Genomic DNA, 22143 nt, shown 5'->3' with positions numbered 1-22143 from the left:
ATCGTCACTGCCTGATCGTGCGCATGCGGTAGTCCGTGAGGGTCATCCCAAGAAGAGTGCGCGCTTCACGACTCAGGTGTGCCTGGTCAACGAAGCCGTAGCGGACTGCGACATCGGCCAGCGTTTCATCTGGGTTGTCACGGATCCATTCGGTCGCTTCTTGGAGGCGTCGGCGGCGGATCATCGTGTAGGGCGACAGACCCACATACTTCGTGGTGAGTCGGTTGACCGTTCGAGTCGAGATACCCAAAGCGCCCGCGAGGTCTTGCACCGTGGCGATGGTGGAGTCAGTGATGGCCAGGTCGGCCAAACGGTTGGCTTGGTGAGCCTCGTCGGTCAGCGGGCCCACGTGGTGTGCAAGCCACCGCTCGACTTCATCGATGACAGCGGCAAGGCTGCCGCTTGATGCCTGAACCGTTTCGTGGAGTTCAAGGGCGGAGACAGGGACAGAATCGTCGCGGCAGGCTGCGGGTTGTTGAGTGAAGGCGGGCACTGCTGCCGGACGTAGCAAGGCACCGAGTACCCATCCCTGCCCGACCAGGACTCTTGTGGAGCGCCGCGTGGTGGGTCCCCAGAAGCGCACCTGGTCCATTTCGAAGGCGAGGTTGCTCGCGGGGAAGGCTAGGAGTTCTTGCGACGAGTGGTGCCCCGAGGGGAGGTCCCACGAGGTGGCCCACCACCAGGCCACCAAGTCCTTGGCCGCGGGGCCGGGTGGGATCCGGGTGAAATCGAAGGGAAGTTCCGCTGGGAACAATGGGCCCCGTCCACTGACGTCAGATGGTGTGGTCATGGCACGAATCTACAAGACAACCCGCGCCAGCAGTCCCTAGCATGGGGGTCATGACGACTTCACCAGTTACCCCTGCCCATGGCAAGTACACCGACAACGGCCGCCCAAAGGGTTTCTCCAGCCTGACTCCGTTCGTTGCACTCGAGGACCCGAAGGCAGCGTTGGCGTTCTACGCCGAGGTGTTCGGCGCCCGCGTTGTGAACTCCACCGAGATGGAGGGGGTGATCATCCACGCCGAGCTCGACTTCGGGTGTGGTCGCCTCCAGCTGGGGCCGGCGATGAAGGACTATCACCTGCTGGCGCTGAATCCAGAGGCCGAAGACACGCAGTTCTCCCTCGGCATCTACGTCGCGGACGTCGACAGGGTCGTTGAGACCGCAGTCGCTCGCGGCGCTGTACTGCGCGAAGCTGTGACGAGTTTCGTCTCTGGCGACCGCTACGGGAGCATCCGCGATCCGTTCGGGATCCGGTGGTCGGTGATGACGCGGGTCGAGGACCTCAGCGATGAGGAATCAGCTCGTCGGGTCGATGCCTGGGCCGCAGAAGTGAGCAACCAGAACAACTGACCCTCCCCGTCGGTCGCCCACGGCGAGGAGCCGGTGATGGGCGGCCACCGTGTGAGGTGGCCGCCCATCACACCTTGGAGGACGTCCATGTCCCACCCAAATTCTGCACTGACCCCTCGCCACCGCCTGAAGGTAGCCCAACTCGTCGTCGAGGAAGGATGGCCGATCAGCGAGGTCGCCGCTCGCTTCCAGGTCTCCTGGCCCACCGCGAAGCGCTGGGCCGACCGCTACCGCGCCGGAGAGTCCATGCACGACCGGTCCTCACGACCACACCACAGCCCGAACAAGACCCACCCGAAGGTCGTCAAACGCTGCATCAGCCTGCGCATGCGACTCCGCGAAGGGCCAGTGCAACTCGCACCACGACTCGGGATCGCCCCCTCCACCGTCCACCGCATCCTCTCGTCCTGCCACCTCAACCGACTGACCCACGTCGACCGTGCCACCGGCGAACCCATCCGCCGCTACGAACACGACCACCCCGGCGCGATGCTCCACGTCGACGTGAAGAAGCTCGGAAACATCCCCGACGGTGGAGGCTGGCGTTACGTCGGACGACGGCAGGGCGACAAGAACCGGGCCGCCACACCAGACAAGCCGAAGAACAAGCACCACAACCCCCTGATGGGAAAGGCCTATGTTCACACGGTGATCGATGACCATTCCCGTGTCGCCTACGCTGAGATCCACGACGACGAAACCGCGATCACCGCCACTGCGGTCCTGGTGAGGGCTGTCGAGTGGTTCAACGCTCGTGGGGTCACGGTCGAGCGGGTTCTGTCCGACAACGGCGGTGCCTACCGGTCACACCTGTGGCGAGACACCTGCGCCGAGCTCGACATCAAGCACAAGCGAACCAGGCCGTATCGGCCCCAGACCAACGGCAAGATCGAGCGCTTCCACCGCACCCTGGCCGACGGCTGGGCCTACGCCCGCTGCTACACCTCCGAGGCCGAACGACGCGGCGAGCTCGACGGTTGGCTGCACTACTACAATCAGCACCGCCCGCACACGGCCTGCGGCAACCAGCCGCCCTTCTCACGATTGATCAACGTCCCCGAACAGTACATCTAGCCGCGGCCACGGCGGCGCGCAGAGGGCTGGACTTTAGCGCGGAATGATGGGAGAAGAACGCACGCCGCGCAGACCATCAACCTCGCGCCAGTAGGAGCTCTCCGAGCCACCTGCCGGCAACTGGAGGAGGGCGTGGGCATCGGTGACATACAGAGTCGATGGCGACGCCGCCACCGCAACCACAGGGGCGGTGATGTTACCGGTCGGCAGCGTCGTAGCTGCGGAACCATCTTGCTCCACACGCCATACTGGCGAGTTGGAGGAAGAGGTTCCGACCAGTAGCGAACCATCAGACTGCCACTCCGCAGACAGTGCCGAACCGGTGAGCTCAGGACCCACTTGGTGGACGTTAACGATGCGCCGCTCACCAGAGGTGGCTCGGGCGACGACACCGGTGTAAATGCTGCCATCAATGATCATGGCGATGCGCGCGCCCGTAATGGACAGGCGGATAACGGAAATCTCGCCATCGATAGCGTCCAAGGCAGAGGTATCGACTTCCGAAGTACTGAGTTCACCCGTGGCTGGCGAACGCGTCACGCGAACAACGTGCTCGCCGTCGACGACGGTCCAGGCCACTTGACCGCCTACCTCGAAGGTGGGGCGAGCGAGCGTTGACCCGGTGACGGAATCACCGAGTTCTTGGCCAATCTCGCCCATCGAAAGTTGCGACTCATCCTTAGAGCGCTTGCGCACAGCAGCCACGACACCTTCGTCGGAGATATCCGCAGATTGGATGTCGTGGATCTGTCCCGCCGGCCCGGAAAGCTCAACGGGGCCGTCCGAGCCGACATCGAGCAAGGAGCCATCGTTGACCGCGTAGAGCTTTGCCACCGATTGCGCCGCCACCTCAGGGTTAAACTCCGCAAAGTCATCGATGGTCATCTCTTCCATGCCATCCACCATGGGGCTGCCATCGATCGTGGCCCGCACAGTGCTGGCCACCTCCGCGTTATTGAGTGTCCACACCAACTGGGCCGCGAACTTCAGGCGTTCCTCTTGCGACATCCCTGACATGCCGCTGAATTCATAGACCCCCTCATTGAGGCCGAGGAACGTGGCGTCCTTCGGCACCAGGGAGGATATAGCGGGGGCAATATCGGAGGATGGGCCCTGTAGAAGCAACGTCACCAATTCGGCAGCGATGGAATCCCTGCCGGTGTAGAGCCACCGCCGGTCAGCCACGAGCATGCGTTGGGTGACGTCGTAGAAATACAAGGACTGTGGTCGGTAGCGATTGCGCAGTTCCGTGCGCTCAATGACAGCACCGGTGGGAAGATCCGTGATGCGCCACTGACCATCGAATTGACGCAGTCGGACGGTCGCCTCAATGCGCGAGTTATCGGGCACATAGGCGCCGCCGTCCGCGAGGCGACCAATAATGTTGCCGCGAACCGAATACTCCAGAGCGCCGTCTTCCATCTTGGAGGTCACAAGATCAATGGAATCGACCACCAAAACGGTATTGGTGGGGTCCCAGGTATTCGCAATATCAGAGGCCAAAAAGGTACGAGCAGCGGCATAGTTGCCTGCCGGGATAGCAGCGGCGGAGTAGAAGTCACGGATGAGCAGGTCTGGGTCGCTATCAGTGCGTGGCTCCACAATGGCATCCTCTGCCCGCTCGTGCGGGACGAATGTACCAATAACCTGGGGATCGGTATTGTTGGGCAGCGTCGAACATCCCACGAGTGCAGTCAGCGACACACAGCTGAGTACCGCCAAGGTACGACGGGCGGGGATCATCGCTGGGCCTCCTCATCGAAATCGGGCACGTTCTCCTGATTAAACGGCGTCTCGCCCTCCATGATTTTAGAGCGAGACTGGCGTTCCGAGGGCCAGACAATTCCAGCGTCGTCACCCGTGGCCTTAGTGCTCTCGTCGGGCTCGTCGTGAGGCGAGAAATCTGCGCCTACAGTGACAGTGTTCTCGCCGACTGTGTGCTCGCCACGGCCGGCCCTTTCTGCCCCAGACAAGCTGTCAGTGGCTATGCCACTAGCGCTCAAGCCATAGGGCAGCGCAGTCTGTTCTTCAGCTTCCACGGCCGTCGGACGCGGTGCTCCCGGTACTTCCAAGGCAATAGGTTCGGACTCTATGGATTGGCCTGGGGTGCGCGGAAGAATGAGGCGGAAGCGCGAGCCCACCCCAAAGTAGCCGATGGCGTCGAGAGTGCCGCCGTGCAACATAGCGTCCTCACGCGCAATAGCTAGGCCGAGGCCGGTACCGCCCGAATGGCGCTTGCGTGACGAGTCCGCGCGCCAGAAACGGTTAAAGACAAGCTCCTCCTGGCCTTCCTTGAGGCCGACGCCGGAGTCGGTAACGGCGATTCCGACGGCGTCGTCAGTCGTGGCGACATCCACCGTGACGGGATTGCCCTCAGAGTGGTCGATGGCATTGGCAAAGAGGTTGCGCAAAACTCGCTCAACACGGCGCGAATCGCACTCCACTGCCACCGGCTCCGCTGGTGCGTTGACACGGACCTCAACACCGAGCTCATCTGCTAAGTGCTCCACTTGGCTCAACGCCGAATCAATGCAGGAACGGATGTCAATGGACGCGGTGGACAGATCAGCTACGCCGGCATCGTGACGCGAAATCTCCAGCAGGTCTGCCAAGAGCTCTTCAAAACGATCCAGCTCCTTGATGAGCAACTCCGCCGAACGTTTGGTGTAGGGGTTAAAATCATCGGCATCAGCAGCAATGACATCGGCGGCCATACGCACTGTGGTCAACGGCGTGCGCAGCTCATGGGACACATCCGAGGTGAACTGACGCTGCAAATCTCCGTATTCCTCCAGCTGCGCAATCTGCTTGGAGAGTTTGTCTGCCATGTCGTTGAAGGAGGACGCAAGGCGGCCCATCTCATCATCGGAGTTGACCACCATGCGCTCACGCAGGTGACCGGCGGCAAGGCGCTGCGCAATGCGAGAGGCAGAACGAATCGGGGTAATAACCTGCTGAGTAGCCAGCCACGCAATACCCACGAGCAACACCACGACGACCACGCCGGCGGCAGAGAGCAACCCGCGCATCAGTGCCATCGTGGATTCCTCTGACTCCATCGACAACACGAGGTAGACCTGCGTATTCGGGATGTCACACTCGATGGGCGTGCCGACCATCAGCGCGTTATAGGTCGCGCCTGATTGTTGGTCCACGGTGGCGTACTGCTGCACAATTTGCCCTTGGCCTACGAGCTCGCGCATTCCTTCTGGGACGCGGTAGCCCTCCGGCGAGGTTGTAGCGGTGCCGTCAGGATTGTCCACCACAACAACAGGTTCGTAGACCGCTTGGGCATCGTTTTGTTGCGCCGACATCTGCCCCAAGGCTGCGCGCGCTGAGTTGATGCGCACCTGCGTCGAGTTTGCGGTACCCGTAGCATCAATCTGCTGTTCCACGGCCACGCGCGCACGTTCGAGCTCCTGCAGAGCAGTCTCTTCCTTTTGGCTCACCAGCTGCTGCGTCAACACCGACACAAGCGCGTACGCCAAAATCAGCATGACCACTGCGGAGGCCACGAGCATCATGCCGATGACGCGTGTCTGCAGAGATGTACGCCAGCGCTCGACGACGCCATCCCTGACTCGCCTCATCCCATCAAAAATAACGGCTGTCCTTTACTCGCCGACTTTGCCGGTCTTATAGCCCACGCCACGCACGGTGAGCACAATGCGCGGGTCCTCTGGGTCGTGCTCGATCTTCGCGCGTAGGCGCTGCACGTGCACGTTGACAAGGCGAGTATCGGAGGCATGGCGGTAGCCCCACACGGACTCCAGCAAAGCTTCACGGGTGTGGACCTGGCCAGGTTTACGAGCCATCTCCAGCAGGAGATCAAACTCCAACGGGGTCAAGGAAATTTCCTCGCCGCTCTTGCGGGTGACGGTGTGTTCGGGGACGTCGATAAGCAAGTCCCCTACCTCAATCATCTCGCCAGAGGAGGAATCCGAACGGCGCAAACGCGCGCGGATACGGGCAATGAGCTCCTTCGGCTTGAAGGGCTTGGTGATGTAATCATCTGCGCCCGATTCCAAGCCCAGTACGACGTCAACGGTGTCCGTCTTCGCGGTGAGCATGACAATCGGCACGGACGACTCGGTACGGATGGCACGGCAGATATCCACGCCATTCATGCCCGGCAGCATGAGGTCCAGCAAAATCAGGTCTGGGTCATGGTGGTGGAAAGCCGGGATGGCCTCGTTGCCGTCATTAACGGCGATAGGTTCCAATCCTTCGGCTTCGAGCACGATGGTGAGCATTTCGGCAATTGCCGGGTCATCATCCACGACCAAGATTTTCGGTGCCACTTTACTGTTCTCCTACGAGGTCCTTGACAGATTGAATAATCATATCGGCATCCGCGGTGGCGATCCACCGTCCTGCCCACGCCTGCTGCGCGAGGCGCCGGTAGGCTGCCGCTGTGCGGGCCTGCAGCCCAGCATCGCGCTCGTAACGGTCTCGGCTGCGGCATTCGTCGTCAGCAGCGCGGGACACGGCACGCTGCCCAGCGACGGCAACGTCGGTATCGAGGAAAATCTGCAGCTGCGGAACCGGCAAGCCAAAGCGCTCAAACTCCAGCTCATAAATCCAGTCTACGACGGATTCTTCGCTCAGTCGGGCAGCCGTGTACGCAGCGTTGGAGGCCACGTAGCGGTCAAGGATGAGTAGAGAACCCGTGTCTTCGGCGGCAGCGAGCAACTGCTCTTTGGCACCACAGCGGTCAAGCGCAAACAACGTGGCCATGCCGTAGGCGGAATCTATGAGATCACCCATCTTTCCGTACAGCGCCTGCTGCGCTAGCTGCGCGTGAATGGACTCCTCATAACGCGGGAAACTCAAGACTGAGACGTCGCAGTCAAGTTCCTTCCGCAGGCGTTGAGTGACGGTGTTTTTTCCGGCGCCGTCAATACCCTCAATACTAATCAGCATGCTGAGTGAAAACCCTTTGAGTGAAAACTCTTAAGAACGTAGAGTCCGCACAGACGTATGCGGACCTTAACAACGGATGCCTAGGACAGCGCCTCAATGAAGGCTTCGAGATCGTAATCTTCCTCGACCCCTTCAAGCAGTTCCAAAGCATGCTCGTGGAGGTTTTCACTCCCAGAGCCTGCGAGGTCACGGATGAAGGGGTAATCCTCCACTACTTCACCAGCGCTGAAGGGAGCGCCTGCCCAGATGGCAGCGATGGTGGCGGCAGCCAGCGCGTTGCGCTGTTCTTCTTCAGTCTGGTCTTCACCGGATACCGCCAGCGCGCAGGCGTCATCGACTGCAGCCACAATCTCTTCGTCTTCGAGATCTGACAGCTCGTCAAGAAACTCGACGTTAGCCTCGTCAGTGAAGATATCTTCATCCCATGAGCTCATTGGTTTCTCCTTATTACCTAATGTCTGATGCTGAAATCTGAAACTGCGGAGTCGAAGGCGCCACGACGGCACCGCGACGCTAGGTGAGGTCTCTTACCCACTTTTTACCATTCTTTAGACAGTGCCACGCAGGTCTCTGTCGCTCCGTGTCGAGGGCCACGGTAAAGCATTACTATGCAGCTACTCTGCACGGGGCGGACACAAGTCCACCTACATATTTCTGTCAGAAGCCTGTGTACGAGCAGGGATTATAAGGTGAAACCGTGGGTACACCAGGTTTCATGCTATCGTTGTTATCGACTTGTGACCTTGTGCGCGGAAAGGAGACTCAGGATGACCAGCACCCCACGCCGAGTGCTCGCATTTATTGCGGCCGGTCTCCTCCTCGCCGTAGCCATCGGCATGGTGGTGTGGCGGACAAGTGCCCCAAATTCCGTTGTCCCCGAACCTTCGGCAGCCACGGCTGAATCCGGTTCTTCGGCGCCGCAGACTTCCTCTTCTGAGCACTCCTACACCACCACGTCCTCTACCTCGCAGCCGAAGACGTCGCAGGAAACGATTGCAGCCCCCGCGGAAGATCCTTACTTGGCACCAAACGCTGTCTTGGACCGCACGGAACCAGCTCAACCCACGGCTGTCTATCGCCCTGATAACGTCTCGTCACTGCAGAATCAGCAACCACAGGGCACCGTGCAACCCCAGGATCCGAATAATCCACAGGCACCTAACACCTCACCGGATAACACCTCACCGGAGTCTTCTGTTCCTGCTACTACTACTTCTTCGCCTGGCACACCGGCCCCGGGTTCCACCACCACCGGCACCCCGGGCACTGAGCCCACCGATCAGCCCGCGCCACGCACTGCGTCTCCGCAGGATGCCCAACAGGATAACAACACTGAATCTGACAGAGCTGAGCCCCAGGTGTCCACTGCACCGGAGCACACCCACGCCCCGAATGCCCCGGCAAACTCTCAGGACACGCAGCCAGCGGGCCTCGCTCAGGAGGCCCCAAAGCCTCAAGAAGAGCCGCGCACCGATGTGAGGTTCAAGGAACCGACCGCCGAGCAGGAAAGGGGCCCAGAGGCACAACAGCAGCAGGAGATTGCTGATAAGCTCGCTGAGCTGGATCGCCAGCGTGAGCAGGACGCTTCCCGCACGAATGAGGCCCCCACACCCGCTGCGCCTACCGACGGTGCCCCGGCAGCCGAGGAGCCTGCTGCTGAGCAGCCAGAACCGACTGAGTCTGCCGCGAAGGACCCCGCAGCAGACGCCCTCACTGCGGAACAGCCGGCGAACGAGGAACCATCCGTCAGGATTGCGTCCACAGACCCGGAAGGTGCGCGAACGGACTCAGGTGCGGACAAAGCTCCCGTGAAGGCCGAGGCTCCAGCGGCACCGGAACTGCCCTCCTCCCCGGAAGAACTGTCAGGGCTGTCAGGCCGCGCTTAACGCCGCCGCAGCAGCTTTTAAGTAATCTCCGCGCTTAATCGCCGTGTTTATACGCGGGCGATGAACACCTGCGCAGCGCCGTTCTCCGCAGCACGCACAGTGGCAACTGGGTCGCAGGCAGGAAGCCAAGCGGCGTGGCCGGCGCTGAGCGCCACACTTTCACCGTGCTCGTTGTTGACATCAACGGCGCCGGAGGTGCACAGCACGATGACGGGACCGTCAAAATCAACGTCCACTGAGTCGTCACCGGACAATTCCACGCGGTCCAGCGCGAACTCCTCAATCGGCACCGGATAAGACCATGCCTGAGCACCGTGGACGTGGTTTTGTTCTGATTGATCTACTTGCGGCACGCGCGGGTCCTGTGCGGCGGAATAGGTCAGAACCTTGACCAGCTCCGGAACGTCCACAAACTTGGGTGTCAGGCCGCCACGCAGAACGTTGTCGGAATTGGCCATGATCTCTACGCCAAGGCCCGAGACATATGCATGTAGCTCGCCAGCGTTGAGGTACACCGCTTCGCCCGGCTGCAGCACGATGTGGTTTAGCAGCAGCGCGCCGAGCACGCCGATATCGCCGGGGTACTGCTCGTTGAGTGAGGCCACGGTATCCATAACCATGCCCATCCACTCCTCGCCTGCGCCTTGGTCGCGGAGGCGCTCACCAGCAGCCACGACGGCAGCGATAAGCTCCTTGCGCTTAGCGCCCGGGATGGTAATCCACGTGGTGAACAGCGCGCGCAGGTTATCGCTTTCTGCCTCCGGGTCATCCGCGAGCATGCTGACGTAGTGGTCAAGCTCGGGGCACTCCAGCGCGGTGAAGAGGCGGCGGGTCTGCTCCAGAGGACGGAAGCCTGCCATGGCATAGAACTCTGTCAGCGCCACGATGAGCTCAGGTTTGTGATTATCGTCCTTGTAGTTGCGGTTGGGGGCTGTCAGCTCAATACCTGCCGCGTTTTCACGCGCAAAGCCTTCCTCCGCCTGCGCCTTCGACGGGTGCGCCTGCAAAGATAGCGGCTCAGCCGCGGCAAGAATCTTCAGCAGGAAGGGCAGGTTTTCGCCGTACTCACCGGCCACGCGTGTGCCAACCTGGTTCGCTGGGTCCGCCGCGATGATGTCATCGAGACGTTCACCGTCCACGGTGGATGGGTCAGCTGGGTGCGCACCAAACCACAGCTCCGCTACGGGGCTCTGCGTTTCAGGTTCTCCCAGGAGGGCAGGAATCAGTGTGCGCGAACCCCAGGAATAGTTGCGGGCAGCGCTCTCGAGCAGCTTCATCGATATCCTCTATTTCACGTCATAGGCGGTCGCGGCGTAACTCCGCGTAATCAACTGCAGCGCGCCGGCCAGATCCCCACTGGAGGGGTCGGCGCTCGCCGCAGCGAATGAATGGGGCAGGTTCGCCTCTTCCTGTCCCCATAAAATTAATTTCAAGGGTACCAAAGGCTCCCCATCTTCAAAGGGGTCGTGGAAGATATCAGTCGGCGCGTCCTCCAGAATCGGCCCGAGGCCTTCCGCATCCACGACCGAGCCACCCAGCCCATGCGTTGCCCAGATAGCGCCTGCCATGCGGGCAACGAGCGCACCTAGATGCACGCGCGTTCGCTCCTCAGAGAAGGCATAGGGGTCCGGACCACTGCTGTGAACCACGCGGCCACCCTCCGCAAACTCGCGCAGGGCACGGCCTGGGTTCGTGGTGGAATCTCGCTGCGGGGACAGTGCTTCGATTTCCCGATCCACGGCTTCCGCCACGTCTTCCAGACGGCGCGCGACCAGCTCCGGGTCCTCGCTCAGCACCGCCTGTACCGCATGAAGCGCCACGATAGCCCGAACTGGGGAGACGCCCTCTGCCGTGGGCAGCTGGTCTATCACCACGGTGTCGTCAGGGGCGTCCTCAACTTCGTTGAGGCAAATGGTGGTGGCGCCGCGTCGTGCGGCGTCGTGCAACGCGCGTTCTGCCCACGGGCTTTCCCCTGCCACGACGACCACGTCGAGAGCACCGATGAAACGCGGTAGTGATTCGCTGACCACAATGGGAACGTCCGCTGGCTCCGCAAGCCCCACGGCCACATGCGCAGCGGCCCGGGACACCTGGTCCGCAGCGAGGATAACGAGGGAGCGCGGACGCATGCCGCTCACTACCCGGGCAAGGTCTGGCACGGCGGAGGCTACGACGCGGGCTTGAGCGCCTTCGTGGGCGACGTCGAAAAAGCGCACGGTTTCGGGGTCATAGGAAGTCATGGGCTCGAGCATAGCTAGGATGAGCGATCATGAGCATTCATCCGGTAGTCCTCGTCGGTGGTGGCCCAGGCGCGTGGGACCTCATCACGGTGCGCGGTATGCAGGCTCTGCAGGCTGCGGACGTCATTGTGGCCGATCACCTCGGCCCCACCGCACAGTTGGACAAGCTGTGCGATGTTGACGCCAAGGAGCTTATCGACGTCTCCAAGATCCCCTACCGCACACAAGTTGCACAGGAGCGAATCAACGAGATCCTCATCGAACATGCCCAGGCGGGCCGCCGGGTGGTCCGTCTTAAGGGCGGCGATCCTTATGTCTTTGGCCGCGGTTTCGAGGAGCTGACCGCGCTTACGGAGGCTGGCGTTCCCGTGGAGGTTATCCCCGGGGTAACCTCCGCTGTGGCGGTGCCGGCGCTGGCGGGCACTCCCGTCACGCATCGCGGCATGGTGCATGCTTTCACGGTGGTCTCCGGCCATCTCCCACCGGGCCATCCGAAGTCTCTTGTCGATTGGGCTGCTCTTGCCCGCTCTGGGGCGACGCTCTCGGTCATTATGGGTGTCAAAAACGCCGCAGCGATTGCCGCGGCGCTTATCGACGCCTCCCTAAGCCCCCACACCCCGGTCCACATCATCCAAGAAGGCTCACTAGCTGAGGAACGTTCTTTCAGGTGTGAGCTGGCCGAGCTCGGCGCCACGATGGAGGCGCAGTCCGTGGCACCGCCGGCAGTCATCGTGATCGGCGAGGTCGCCGGACTCTAATCCGAACCCGCAGCCGACGCCCCAACGCGGGCTGTTTCTGCCGTGTCCGCAGAGCTCTCGGCGGGGCCAGTCGGCTCCGAGGAGCTCACGACGCGGCTGCCTCCACGCGTTGGGCTCGAGTGGTGGCCCTCGTAGTTCTCTTCGCGCTCGTGGCGCTTGCGGCGGCGATTGGCCCAGACGGTCAGGGTGACGCCTAGCACCAGTGCGGCGATTTGCAGGCCCACGATAACGCCGTGCGGCAGCGCCCAGCCCAAGGCTTTGGGCACGTTGAGGGTGACGATAGCCGTACCGACGAAGCCGCCCAGCAACGTAGGGTTAATGCGGGAAATCAGCCACGCCGCGATAGGTGCAGTGATCATGCCACCGATAAGAAGCGCCACCACAGCCGCAGCATTGGCCAAGATTTCGTGCCACAGGCCCAGAATGAAGCCGGCGGTCGCACCGAATGTCACGAAGAATTCCGCGGTGGTCACCGTGCCGACGATGCGACGCGGCTGTTCACGGCCGACTGCCATAAGCGTCGACGTAGAGAGCGGCCCCCAACCGCCGCCACCGGAGGCATCAACGAAGCCGCCGACAATACCTAGTCCGGTAAGAAACGGGGTGGAATGCGGCCGCGCGGTTGAAGCCTTCTTCGGGCTACGGCGAGAAAAACGCCACACCAGGTTAATACCCAAAATAAGGAGGATGGTGGAGGTAACCGGTACTGCGGATTCCAGAGACAGGTTGGACAACACCGTCGCCCCCAAGAACGCTGCGATGGCACCCGGGACACCCAACTTGAGCACCGTTGGCCAGTGCACGTTGCCGAAACGCCAGTGGCTGATACCGGAGACGAGGGTGGTTCCCAATTCCGCGGTGTGGACCACGGCCGACGCCGTTGCTGGCCCAAGGCCAGCAAGGAGCAAGATTGTCGTAGAGGTGACGCCAAAACCCATGCCGATACCGCCATCAACGAGCTGTGCAGCGGCACCCGCAAGGGCGATGAGAATGAGGCTACGCATGAGCCACCTCCTGGAAACGTCGGGACACGATGTCCGCTAGGGACTCTCCCAGCGGTGGAAGCACCTTTCGGTGCTGTGGGTTAGATGGATTGTCGGAATGGGAAGCAAGGCGGTCGAGCAACAGGCCAGGGCTGACGAATAGCGGCACAACCACTTCGCTATGAGAACTGGACGCGATGCGCCCAGCTTCGCGATTCCGATTCTCACTGCGAGACGCGTGAGCGGCTCGCGCGTCTCGCGCGTCTCGCGTGGCATAGGCAACTTCCGCGTCGCATCCGGTGAGCTCACCCACGCGACGGGCAAGATTCGCGACAGCGTCATTAGCCTGCTCATCGGAAGAACCAACGGAATAAACCACTACTTTATCGCTACCGGCAGGAACCTGCGCGGCGAGAAGCTGAGCCATGTCCTCTCCAGTGCCAAGGCCGCGAGCTCGACGCAGGACCAGACCAGACGATGCAGAAGCGCTGACAATCGCGGCGGGCACATCCACGCGCTGGTGATAGCCCTCGGTAAAGAGCAGTGGGACGACAACTGCATCGCGCACTCCGCGTTGAGCCAACTCTTGTGTTGCTGACTCTAAGGTCGGTTCGTTGAATTCGAGGTGCGCGGCCATAGCCGCAACGCCGGCGAGTAAACCTGCGGCACGGGTCAGGGCCTCCACGTGAGGTGCGGCTGCCGGGTGGCGCGAGCCGTGTGACAACGTAATGAGTGCGGTCATGATGGCTCTCCTCAGTTAAACGTTAGGCCTTAGGCGCAGTGGAGTGACCGCGCCGAGCTAGGGAACGCTTGAGTGCTTCGTTGGCAGACACCGTCGGCGCGGGAGCTACCGGGGCATCGTCTTGGCCATAAAAGCGCAGCGAGAAGATGCGCAGGCACTCTTCGCACTTCCAGGCAAAGTCGTCTTCCTCATCCGGGAATAGATTGGTGCCGGCGCAGTAGGGGCAGTACGCCGGGTGATTGCGGTTGGGGTTGGGCTCGCGGCGGAAATTCACTGCAGGTCCTCCTCGTCAGCGCGCAGGACCCAGTGGCGGAACTCTTCGCCGTCGTCGCGCTGCTCTTTGTACTTATTCACCAAGCGGATGACGTATTCCGGTACCTCATCGGCCACCACCTTGTGGCCTCGCAGTTTGCGGCCCCAATCCGGTGAGAGACCCAGCGCGCCGCCGAGGTGGACTTGGAAACCTTCCACGCGGTTGCCGTCCGCATCAGTGACAATCTGCCCCTTAAGCCCGATGTCAGCCACCTGCGAGCGAGCGCAGGCGTTCGGGCAACCGTTGAGAGCGATGGAAAGGGGGACGTCGAGGTCACCCAAGGTGTCCTCCAAGATGTCCACGAGCTCAATGGCGCGGGCCTTCGTGGTCACGTGCGCGAGCTTGCAGAACTCCAGGCCGGTGCAGGAGATGACGCCGCGACGGAACTCCGAGGGCTGGGAGTACAGCCCCGTCTCATCAAGCGCACGAGAGAGCTCCGGAATGTCCTTTTCCTCCACGTCGAGGAAGAGCAGCTCCTTCATCGGGGTTGTGCGAATGCGGGTAATGCCAAATTTCTCCGCTACGTCAGCGATGGCAATGAGCTGCTCGCCCGTGGCGTGCCCCACGGTGGGCTTCACGCCAACATAGAAATTGCCGTCCTGCTGGCGATGCACGCCGACGTGGTCCCGGTTGCCGGGTGCGACGGGGAGCGGGAGGCCGTCGAGAAGCGGCTCGTCCAAGTACTCCTCTTCGAGTACTTGACGGAACTTCTCAACGCCCCACTGCGCTACGAGGAACTTCAAGCGCGCTCGGTTACGGTTTCGGCGGAAGCCGTAGTCTCGGAAGATGCGAGCCACACCGGCCCAGACCTCCGGCACCCGCTCGAGCGGAATCCACGCACCGAGGGATTGGGACAGCATCGGGTTGGTGGACAGGCCGCCGCCCACAAAGCAGTCGAAGCCAGGACCGTACTCGGGATGAGTTGTGCCTACGAAGGCAACATCCTGAATCTCATGGGTCACGTCCTGGCGGGCGTTGCCGGAGATTGCGCTCTTGAACTTGCGCGGCAGGTTATGGAACTCATCGCGCAGCAAGTAGTCGTTCTTAATCTCTTCGATGGCCGGGGTGGCATCGATAATCTCATCCGCTGCCACACCAGCAACGGGAGATCCGAGAATGACACGAGGCACGTCGCCGCAGCCCAGCAGGGTATCGAGGCCGACGGAGCGCAGTTTCTCCCAGATGGCGGGAACATCTTCAATCTGAATCCAATGCAACTGGATGTTTTGACGGTCCGTAAAGTCCGCGGTAGAGCGCGCATAGTCGCGCGAAATCTCACCCACCGCGCGCAACTTGGCAGGGTCGGCGCAGCCGCCATCAAAGCGCACACGCATCATGAAGTATTCGTCCTGCAGCTCGGCGTTACTAAGCTTGGAGGTCATCTCGCCGCCTAAGTTCTGATTGCGCTGGGTGTACAGGCCCAACCATTTAAAGCGTGGAGCTAGGTCCTCGGGTGGGATGGAGGAAAATCCCTGCTTGGAGTAGATGTCGATAACGCGCTGGCGCACCGCGAGGGCGTCGTCAGCCTGCTTAATCTCCTCGTCAGCGTTGAGCGGGGAGGTTCCGTCAATCTTCCACTGGCCTTCCGGCTTCTTCGTGCGGGTAGGTCGTTGTGTGGCGGTGGTCATAGTCTGCTGCCTTTCGTCAGTTAGTGAAAACCTACCGGTCTAGACTAAACAGACAAAGCAGTCTTTTTTATTTTCTGAGCAATATGCAAAGCACGCTGCGTCTATGCCACAATGATCTGCGAATGTATTTAGGCATAGTTGCCCTACAGCAGACAAGACGGTTCAATAAAGCCCACACTTGTTAAAGAACTAAGCTTTCGATAGTTAGTACAACACTCCGAAAGGTCATCCATGACTCAGCAGCCCCTGAAAGTAGCCGTCATTGGCGCCGGCCCAGCCGGCATTTACGCATCCGACATCCTGGTGAAGAAAACCGGCGGCAACGTTCAGATCGATCTCATCGAGCAGATGCCCGCACCGTTTGGCCTCATCCGCTACGGCGTGGCGCCGGACCACCCGCGCATTAAGGGCATTGTCAACTCCCTGCACCGCGTGCTCGATTCCGAACAAATCCGTCTGCTGTCCAACATCACTGTGGGCCGCGATGTCACCGTCGCCGAGCTCGAGGAGTACTACGACGCTATCGTCTTCGCTACCGGCGCCGTCGGCGACTTGGGTATGACCATCCCTGGCTCCGACCTCGAGGGCGTGCATGGCGCAGGCGAGTTCGTCGGCTTCTACGACGGCAACCCGCGCTTCGAGCGTTCCTGGGACCTCTCCGCCAAGGACGTCGCTGTCATCGGCGTGGGCAACGTGGGCCTTGATGTGGCCCGCATCCTAGCCAAGACTGGCGACGAGCTTAAGGAAGCCACCGAGATCCCCGATAACGTCTACGAGTCCCTGGCTAAGAACCAGGCCACCACCGTGCGCGTGTTCGGCCGCCGCGGCCCGGCGCAGGCCAAGTTCACCCCACTGGAGCTCAAGGAGCTCGACCACTCCCCGACCATCAACGTGGTCGTGGACCCGGAGGACATCGACTACGACGAAGCCTCCCTCAAGGCTCGCGAAGAGGCCAAGTCCTGCGACTTGGTCTGCCAGACCCTGGAGGGCTATGCCATCCGCGAACCTAAGGATGCCCCGCATACCCTGCAGATTCATCTCTTTGAGCAGCCAGTCGAGTTTATCGGTGAAGATGGCAAGGTGACTGCCGTGAAGACCGAACGCACCGCCCTCAACGGTGATGGCTCTGTCTCCGGCACCGGCAAGTTCACCGAGTGGCCGGCGCAGGCCGTCTACCTGGCCGTGGGCTACCGCTCCGATGCCATCGAAGGCGTGCCTTTCAACACGCAGAAGAACGTCATCAACAACGACGGCGGCCACGTCGTCGATCTCGACGGCACCATCGTGCCGGGCCTCTACACCACCGGTTGGATCAAGCGTGGTCCGGTGGGGCTTATCGGCAACACCAAGTCCGACGCCACGGAGACCATCGGCATGTTGCTTGACGACGCCGAAGCGGGCAATCTCTCCCACGACCGCGAGGAGGACATCGTCGAGCTCTTCAAGTCCAAGGGCCTGGAGCACCTGACCTGGGAGGGCTGGAAGAAGCTTGATGCCGCCGAGCGCGCCTTGGGCGAGGCCGAGGGCCGCGAGCGCAAGAAGTTTGTCGAGTGGGAAGAGATGGTCACCCACTCGCGCGACTAGGCTGCTGTCTCAAGGCTGGGCCCACAGCCCCGACGGCAGATCCTCGCCGCCAACGGCAAGGCCTCCTGAACTAAAACTGCCCTATCTGACGAAACTCTCGCCTTCGCCACAATGAACGCGGAGAAGATCGTCAGTTAGGGCAGTTCTTGTCTCAAGTACTGCGCGTGAAGGTCGTGTCTCAAGCGCCTAGCGTGAAGACATACGCCTTCACGCTACGCGCGGATGATGGCGAGGACCTCGTCGACGATGGCCTGCACCTCGTCGGCGGTCTTTGCTTCAACATTGAGGCGCAGCAGCGGCTCGGTGTTGGAAGCACGAACGTTGAACCACGCATCGGTGCCTTTGAGCTGCACGGTCACACCATCGAGCTCGTCGACGGACTCGACCTTGTCCGCCAGCTCATCCAGTACGCGCTGCGTCGTAGCCTTCTGATCCTCCACGGTGGAGTTGATTTCACCCGAGGCCTCGTAGCGCGAGTACTGCGCCATAAGCTCGCTCAACGGCTTATCCTGCTCGCCCAGCGCGGCGAGCACGTGCATGGCCGCGAGCATGCCAGAATCGGCATTCCAGAACTCCTGGAAGTAGTAGTGCGCAGAGTGCTCGCCGCCGAAGACTGCCTTGTGTTCAGCCATCTGGGCCTTGATGAAGGAGTGGCCTACGCGGGTGCGCACGGCCTTGCCGCCCTTCTCCGCGATGAGCTCCGGAACGGTCTTCGAGGTAATCAGGTTATGGATCACCGTGGAGCCCGGGAACTTGTCCAAGTAGCGCTCCGCCACCAGGGCGCAGATGGCGGACGGCGAGACCGGCTGGCCCTTCTCATCCACCACGAAGCAACGGTCGGCATCACCATCGAAGGCAAGGCCGATATCCGCCTTTTGCTCAACGGTGAACTTCTGCAGATCCACCAGGTTCTTTAGATCGAGCGGGTTCGCCTCGTGGTTGGGGAAGGTGCCGTCGAGCTCAAAGTAGAGATCGCGGACGTCGAAAGGTAGGCCCTCAAAGACCGCCGGGACGGTGTGTCCGCCCATGCCGTTGGCGGCGTCGACAGCCACGACGAGTGGGCGGGAGCCCTCCAGCGGCACCAAGCCGCGCAGGAAGGCGGCATAGTCTCCCAGCACCTCACGCTCGGTGACGGTACCTGGCTCACCGTCGTAGGCCGGGGTGCCGTCGATGAGCATGTCCTTGATCTGCTCCAGACCGGTCTCTTGGCCTACCGGCACAGCCCCGGACCGGCAGAGTTTGATGCCGTTGTACTTCGCCGGGTTGTGGGAGGCGGTAAACATGGCGCCCGCGCAGTTGAGGTCGCCGGCGGCAAAGTAGAGCTCATCAGTAGAGGTCAGGCCCAGCATAATGACGTTGACGCCTTGTGCTGCAGCGCCTTCGGCGAAGGCTGCTGCCAGCTGCGGGGAGGACGGGCGCATGTCATGGCCCACCGCCAGGGTTTTCTCACCTTCGCCGCGCAGGATGGCGGCGTAGGCTGCGCCAGTATCCCGTACGAAGGTTTCGTCGATGTCCTCGCCCACAACGCCACGGACGTCATAAGCCTTAATCACTGCATTGAGCTGTTCACGAGTTCGCATAGCCCTACAGCATACTCATGTCCTCTTGCGCCTCTGCGCTGGGAAACACGGTGCAAAGGAAACCCACGAGGCTCGCGTCACCGAGCGCTAGTCGGCGTCTGGCACCACCGTCAGGTGCGCGCGGCGGCGTTGGCGGGCGTCGTGGACTCGCCGGGTGCGAAAGACCGGATGGTTGGAGTTGCGTGGATCCGCGCCGTCGAAGGTGGCGGAGTAGTCGATGGGGTCAGCTCCGGAACCGGTCGTGGAGTCGTCGACCAGGCCGGTGGTCACGCGGCCAGCCTCACGCACGGCCTCAGCCAGAGCGGTGAGGTCATCATCCTCATCGAGCTCGATGCGATCCACACGGACCATCTCCCACCCTTGGGGCGCAGTGATGCGCTCGCTGTGCTTCTCGCACAGGTCCCATGCATGGGGATCAGTATCTTCAGACAGTGGGCCCACAACGGCGGTTTGTTGGGCGTAGGCATAGGTCAACGTAGCCACGGCGGGACGGCCGCAGCCGGGGCGGGAGCAACGGCGGGAGCTATTCACGGCCCCAAGTCTAAACCCAAACTTGAGATTTCGATAGTCCTACACGGCGTGCCCCCTGCCCGAGCATCGCCACCGCGCCTTAAACTAAGCCGCATGAACACGCCCCGCCCCCACATCCGCCCGGCCCGCCACCGTCATGGCCGCGGCGCTCGCGGGCCGCTACTCCCCCATGCAATTCCCCGATACCGCAGCAGCGCTGAGCGCTTCGACATGGCTGTACTCGAAGCCTACGCGCCCATCCAAAACGCTTTCGCCGAGCAGCTCGCTGGCCTAGACCTAGCCGTCGACACCGTACCCCGCATGCGCCTGTCCGCGGACATGACAGTCATGCCCGATGAGATCATTGCGGACGGTCCCGTCCCCTTGGGGCGCATCGTGCCTGCCGGAGTCGATTCAGCGGGGCAACCGACCCGCGCCCGCCTTGTCATCTTCCGCATGCCAGTGGAGGAGCGCGTGCGCTCAGCCCGGGAGCGCGAAGAACTGCTGTCCACTGTGCTCACCGCACTTGTCGCCAATTACCTCAATGTGGATCCAGAAGATATTGATCCGCGTTTTAGCTGGTAAAACACAGCTCTCCCCCGCCACACCCTGCGGGAAGCAAAGTATGACGGGGGAGAGGGAGATGCTGCACTACCAGATCCGCTGCGCTAACCGATTTCACGTTTTAATCGGCGGCGCTCACGGTCTGACAGTCCACCCCAGATTCCAAAGCGCTCATCATGCTCAAGCGCATATTCGAGGCATTCATCACGCACGGCGCAGGCCTGGCAAATGCGTTTAGCCTCACGCGTTGAGCCTCCCTTTTCCGGGAAGAAGGCTTCCGGATCCGTCTGGGCGCACAGCGCCTGGTCTTGCCACTCCTGCTCGACGGCACCAAAGAGTTCATCGAGCGACATCTCTGCAGCAGCACCGCCACGGAGAATAGCGCTGTTATTCGTTGTATTGTCCACGCCGCTTCCTTTCTCCGAGGTCGTTTCTCTCTTTTAGTCGGTGGCACCGACCGTACACCGAAAGTTGTTCTCGGTGCCCTGCCCGCCGTGCCGTTGATTACACTGATGTCATTTCACACCGGATCACTAAATATCGTCAACCTGTCGGGAGTCATTTTTCCGCAATCCCGGCAAAAACGCTGCACACGATCCTCAACTTTCACACCAGTCACAACATCCCGGCCACGGGGGTGAACATCGGGGGTACTACATGTAGTGGCCACCCCCTACCCTGTGAACAATTCCAAGGTTTCTTCGGCGTGTCGCCACCCAACCGCGCAGATCTCGTGGATCTCAATCGCACCACTAAAACCATCCGTCACGGCATAAGAAAGGCGCTGGGAAGGTATTTTCCCAGCGCCGAGGCTTAAATCATCCTGTAGTTACGCCTAAGTGCTAGCCACAGCTTTGTGTTTAGGCGTCCGAGCTGAAACGCACTCCCGCATCCGGAAGGGTCACGCCTGGGAAGACACGCATGCCACCCTGCAGCTCGCAGCGCGCACCAATCGTCGCGCCTTCACCGATGACGCAGTTATCGATGTGCGCATTGGCTCCGATGTGCGCACCCGAAGCGATGATGGAATTGCTAATGATGGCGCCCGGCTCAATGGTCACCCCATCGAAGACCACGGTGCCATCAAGGCGCGAACCCGCGCCGATGACCGAGCCACGCCCCACAGCCGTGCCAGAGAGCAACAGCACGCCACCCGCAATGCCGGCGGACTCATCCACCACAGACTCACCGGTGCGACCGGTCAGCAGCGGCGAGTGCGCAATGCCGCGCACTAGATCAGAAGAACCACGCACGAAATCATCTGGGCGGCCCATATCGCGCCAGTAAGAGTTGTCCACGTGGCCCACGACCAGGTGACCGGACTCCAGGAGCTGCGGGAAAGTCTCGCGCTCAACGGAGACCACGCGATCAGCCGGGATGGTCTCAATAACCTCCCGCTTGAACACGTAGCAGCCGGCGTTAATCTGGTTCGTCGGCGGATCCTCGGTCTTCTCCAAGAAGGCCGTTACTCGCCCATTGGAGTCTGTAGGAACGCAACCAAACGCGCGCGGGTCCGCCACGTTCAGCAGATGCATCGTGACGTCGGCCTGCTTCGAGTGGTGTGTATCGAGGATGCCGTTCAAGTCCATGCCGGAGAGCACGTCGCCGTTGAAGACCATGACGGTGTCGTGGCGCAGCTTGTCGTAGACGTTGCGGATACCACCACCGGTGCCCAGCGCGGTCTCCTCCACCACGTACTCAATCTCCAGGCCCAAATCGGAGCCATCGCCGAAGTACTCCTCAAAGACCTCAGCCTTAAAGGACGTGGAGAGCACAACGTGCTCGATACCGGCCTCCTTGATACGGGCCAGAAGGTGCTGGAGGAAGGGGTAGTTGGCCGTCGGCAGCATGGGCTTCGGCGTGCCAATCGTCAGCGGGCGCAGGCGGGTGCCGCGGCCTCCCACCAGAATGACGGCATCGGCCGTCGATCCCCACTGGGGTGCTGATTCAGTCATATCGATCCTTAAACTCTCACAGATAAGTTACCGTTAGTGTATAGCCC

At 61.4% G+C, this 22143-nt stretch carries 22 protein-coding genes; 6 read left to right on the top strand and 16 right to left on the bottom strand.

Annotated features, from left to right (window positions below; genetic code table 11):
• Positions 1–4 precede the first annotated feature (4 nt).
• Entirely contained in the window at positions 5–790 is a 786-nt protein-coding gene (locus tag I6J26_RS09360) for a helix-turn-helix domain-containing protein (protein WP_115021369.1), read from the bottom strand.
• A 50-nt stretch (positions 791–840) separates the two neighbouring features.
• Between I6J26_RS09360 and I6J26_RS09355 the strand changes: the two genes are divergently transcribed.
• Entirely contained in the window at positions 841–1356 is a 516-nt protein-coding gene (locus I6J26_RS09355; protein WP_034986635.1) for a VOC family protein, read from the top strand.
• 87 nt (positions 1357–1443) lie between these two features.
• Positions 1444–2430 (top strand): IS481 family transposase, encoded by a 987-nt coding sequence (locus tag I6J26_RS09350; RefSeq protein WP_115021368.1) that lies wholly within the window; start codon positions 1444–1446, stop codon positions 2428–2430.
• 33 nt (positions 2431–2463) lie between these two features.
• On the opposite strand, the gene lpqB is transcribed toward I6J26_RS09350, so the two are convergent.
• The 5 genes from lpqB to I6J26_RS09325 all read right to left on the bottom strand — a co-directional run bounded on the left by lpqB (position 2464) and on the right by I6J26_RS09325 (position 7787).
• The gene (gene lpqB, locus I6J26_RS09345; RefSeq protein WP_115021367.1) at positions 2464–4173 is read right to left on the bottom strand and encodes an MtrAB system accessory lipoprotein LpqB; all 1710 of its coding nucleotides are present in this window, start codon (positions 4171–4173) and stop codon (positions 2464–2466) included.
• Positions 4170–6020 carry an MtrAB system histidine kinase MtrB gene (gene mtrB, locus I6J26_RS09340; RefSeq protein ID WP_239121757.1) on the bottom strand — a complete coding sequence of 617 codons (1851 nt, stop codon included), beginning with the start codon at positions 6018–6020 and terminating at the stop codon, positions 4170–4172. Before mtrB ends, lpqB begins: the two co-directional genes overlap by 4 nt.
• A gap of 24 nt (positions 6021–6044) precedes the next feature.
• Positions 6045–6731, bottom strand: a complete 687-nt coding sequence (mtrA, locus tag I6J26_RS09335) for an MtrAB system response regulator MtrA (RefSeq protein WP_115021366.1) — start codon at positions 6729–6731, stop codon at positions 6045–6047.
• Position 6732: 1 nt separating this feature from the next.
• Positions 6733–7353 carry a dTMP kinase gene (locus tag I6J26_RS09330; RefSeq protein WP_115021365.1) on the bottom strand — a complete coding sequence of 207 codons (621 nt, stop codon included), beginning with the start codon at positions 7351–7353 and terminating at the stop codon, positions 6733–6735.
• A gap of 80 nt (positions 7354–7433) precedes the next feature.
• Entirely contained in the window at positions 7434–7787 is a 354-nt protein-coding gene (locus tag I6J26_RS09325) for a DUF4259 domain-containing protein (RefSeq protein ID WP_115021364.1), read from the bottom strand.
• Positions 7788–8120: 333 nt separating this feature from the next.
• Here I6J26_RS09325 and I6J26_RS09320 point away from each other — a divergent pair, with 333 nt between their 5' ends.
• Entirely contained in the window at positions 8121–9239 is a 1119-nt protein-coding gene (locus tag I6J26_RS09320; RefSeq protein WP_115021363.1) for a DNA-directed RNA polymerase II, read from the top strand.
• 47 nt (positions 9240–9286) lie between these two features.
• Here the strand turns inward: I6J26_RS09320 and manA are convergent, their stop codons facing one another.
• Together manA and I6J26_RS09310 are read right to left on the bottom strand one after the other, a co-directional pair.
• Positions 9287–10516: a mannose-6-phosphate isomerase, class I gene (gene manA / locus I6J26_RS09315; RefSeq protein WP_115021362.1), complete on the bottom strand. Its 1230-nt coding sequence runs from the start codon at positions 10514–10516 to the stop codon at positions 9287–9289.
• Positions 10517–10525: 9 nt separating this feature from the next.
• Positions 10526–11479, bottom strand: a complete 954-nt coding sequence (locus I6J26_RS09310) for an exopolyphosphatase (RefSeq protein WP_239121756.1) — start codon at positions 11477–11479, stop codon at positions 10526–10528.
• A gap of 29 nt (positions 11480–11508) precedes the next feature.
• On the opposite strand from I6J26_RS09310, the gene cobA reads away from it, so the two are divergent.
• A complete protein-coding gene (cobA, locus tag I6J26_RS09305; protein ID WP_115021360.1) occupies positions 11509–12237 on the top strand; it encodes a uroporphyrinogen-III C-methyltransferase in 729 nt (242 codons plus the stop codon).
• Here the strand turns inward: cobA and I6J26_RS09300 are convergent.
• Genes I6J26_RS09300 through I6J26_RS09285 form a run of 4 tightly spaced genes read right to left on the bottom strand, consistent with a single transcriptional unit; the run spans position 12234 to position 15903 of the window.
• Positions 12234–13241, bottom strand: a complete 1008-nt coding sequence (locus I6J26_RS09300; protein WP_115021359.1) for a sulfite exporter TauE/SafE family protein — start codon at positions 13239–13241, stop codon at positions 12234–12236. The genes cobA and I6J26_RS09300 overlap by 4 nt on opposite strands.
• On the bottom strand, positions 13234–13962 hold the full coding sequence (locus I6J26_RS09295; protein ID WP_115021358.1) for a sirohydrochlorin chelatase: 729 nt from the start codon (positions 13960–13962) through the stop codon (positions 13234–13236). The genes I6J26_RS09300 and I6J26_RS09295 overlap by 8 nt, the downstream gene beginning before the upstream one ends.
• Before the next feature lie 22 nt (positions 13963–13984).
• Positions 13985–14236 carry a hypothetical protein gene (locus tag I6J26_RS09290; RefSeq protein ID WP_115021357.1) on the bottom strand — a complete coding sequence of 84 codons (252 nt, stop codon included), beginning with the start codon at positions 14234–14236 and terminating at the stop codon, positions 13985–13987.
• On the bottom strand, positions 14233–15903 hold the full coding sequence (locus tag I6J26_RS09285) for a nitrite/sulfite reductase (RefSeq protein WP_115021356.1): 1671 nt from the start codon (positions 15901–15903) through the stop codon (positions 14233–14235). The genes I6J26_RS09290 and I6J26_RS09285 overlap by 4 nt, the downstream gene beginning before the upstream one ends.
• Before the next feature lie 231 nt (positions 15904–16134).
• Here I6J26_RS09285 and I6J26_RS09280 point away from each other — a divergent pair, with 231 nt between their 5' ends.
• Positions 16135–17487 (top strand): FAD-dependent oxidoreductase, encoded by a 1353-nt coding sequence (locus I6J26_RS09280; RefSeq protein WP_115021355.1) that lies wholly within the window; start codon positions 16135–16137, stop codon positions 17485–17487.
• A gap of 212 nt (positions 17488–17699) precedes the next feature.
• Here I6J26_RS09280 and I6J26_RS09275 read toward each other — a convergent pair whose 3' ends face one another.
• Positions 17700–19067 (bottom strand): phosphomannomutase/phosphoglucomutase, encoded by a 1368-nt coding sequence (locus I6J26_RS09275; protein WP_115021354.1) that lies wholly within the window; start codon positions 19065–19067, stop codon positions 17700–17702.
• An 87-nt stretch (positions 19068–19154) separates the two neighbouring features.
• Positions 19155–19598: a DUF3499 domain-containing protein gene (locus I6J26_RS09270; RefSeq protein WP_082013898.1), complete on the bottom strand. Its 444-nt coding sequence runs from the start codon at positions 19596–19598 to the stop codon at positions 19155–19157.
• Between the two features lie 93 nt (positions 19599–19691).
• On the opposite strand from I6J26_RS09270, the gene I6J26_RS09265 reads away from it, so the two are divergent.
• Positions 19692–20162: a metallopeptidase family protein gene (locus I6J26_RS09265; protein WP_115021353.1), complete on the top strand. Its 471-nt coding sequence runs from the start codon at positions 19692–19694 to the stop codon at positions 20160–20162.
• Between the two features lie 83 nt (positions 20163–20245).
• On the opposite strand, the gene I6J26_RS09260 is transcribed toward I6J26_RS09265, so the two are convergent.
• Both I6J26_RS09260 and I6J26_RS09255 read right to left on the bottom strand, forming a co-directional pair.
• Positions 20246–20494 carry a WhiB family transcriptional regulator gene (locus tag I6J26_RS09260; RefSeq protein ID WP_005528147.1) on the bottom strand — a complete coding sequence of 83 codons (249 nt, stop codon included), beginning with the start codon at positions 20492–20494 and terminating at the stop codon, positions 20246–20248.
• A 507-nt stretch (positions 20495–21001) separates the two neighbouring features.
• On the bottom strand, positions 21002–22096 hold the full coding sequence (locus tag I6J26_RS09255) for a sugar phosphate nucleotidyltransferase (RefSeq protein ID WP_115021352.1): 1095 nt from the start codon (positions 22094–22096) through the stop codon (positions 21002–21004).
• Between the last annotated feature and the right edge of the window lie 47 nt (positions 22097–22143).

The sequence above is a fragment of the Corynebacterium minutissimum genome, from assembly GCF_016889765.1.
Classification (GTDB): Bacteria; Actinomycetota; Actinomycetes; order Mycobacteriales; family Mycobacteriaceae; genus Corynebacterium; species Corynebacterium minutissimum_B.
The sequence above is the reverse complement of the archived record's forward strand: the minus strand, read 5'-3'. Positions and strand labels throughout refer to the sequence as shown.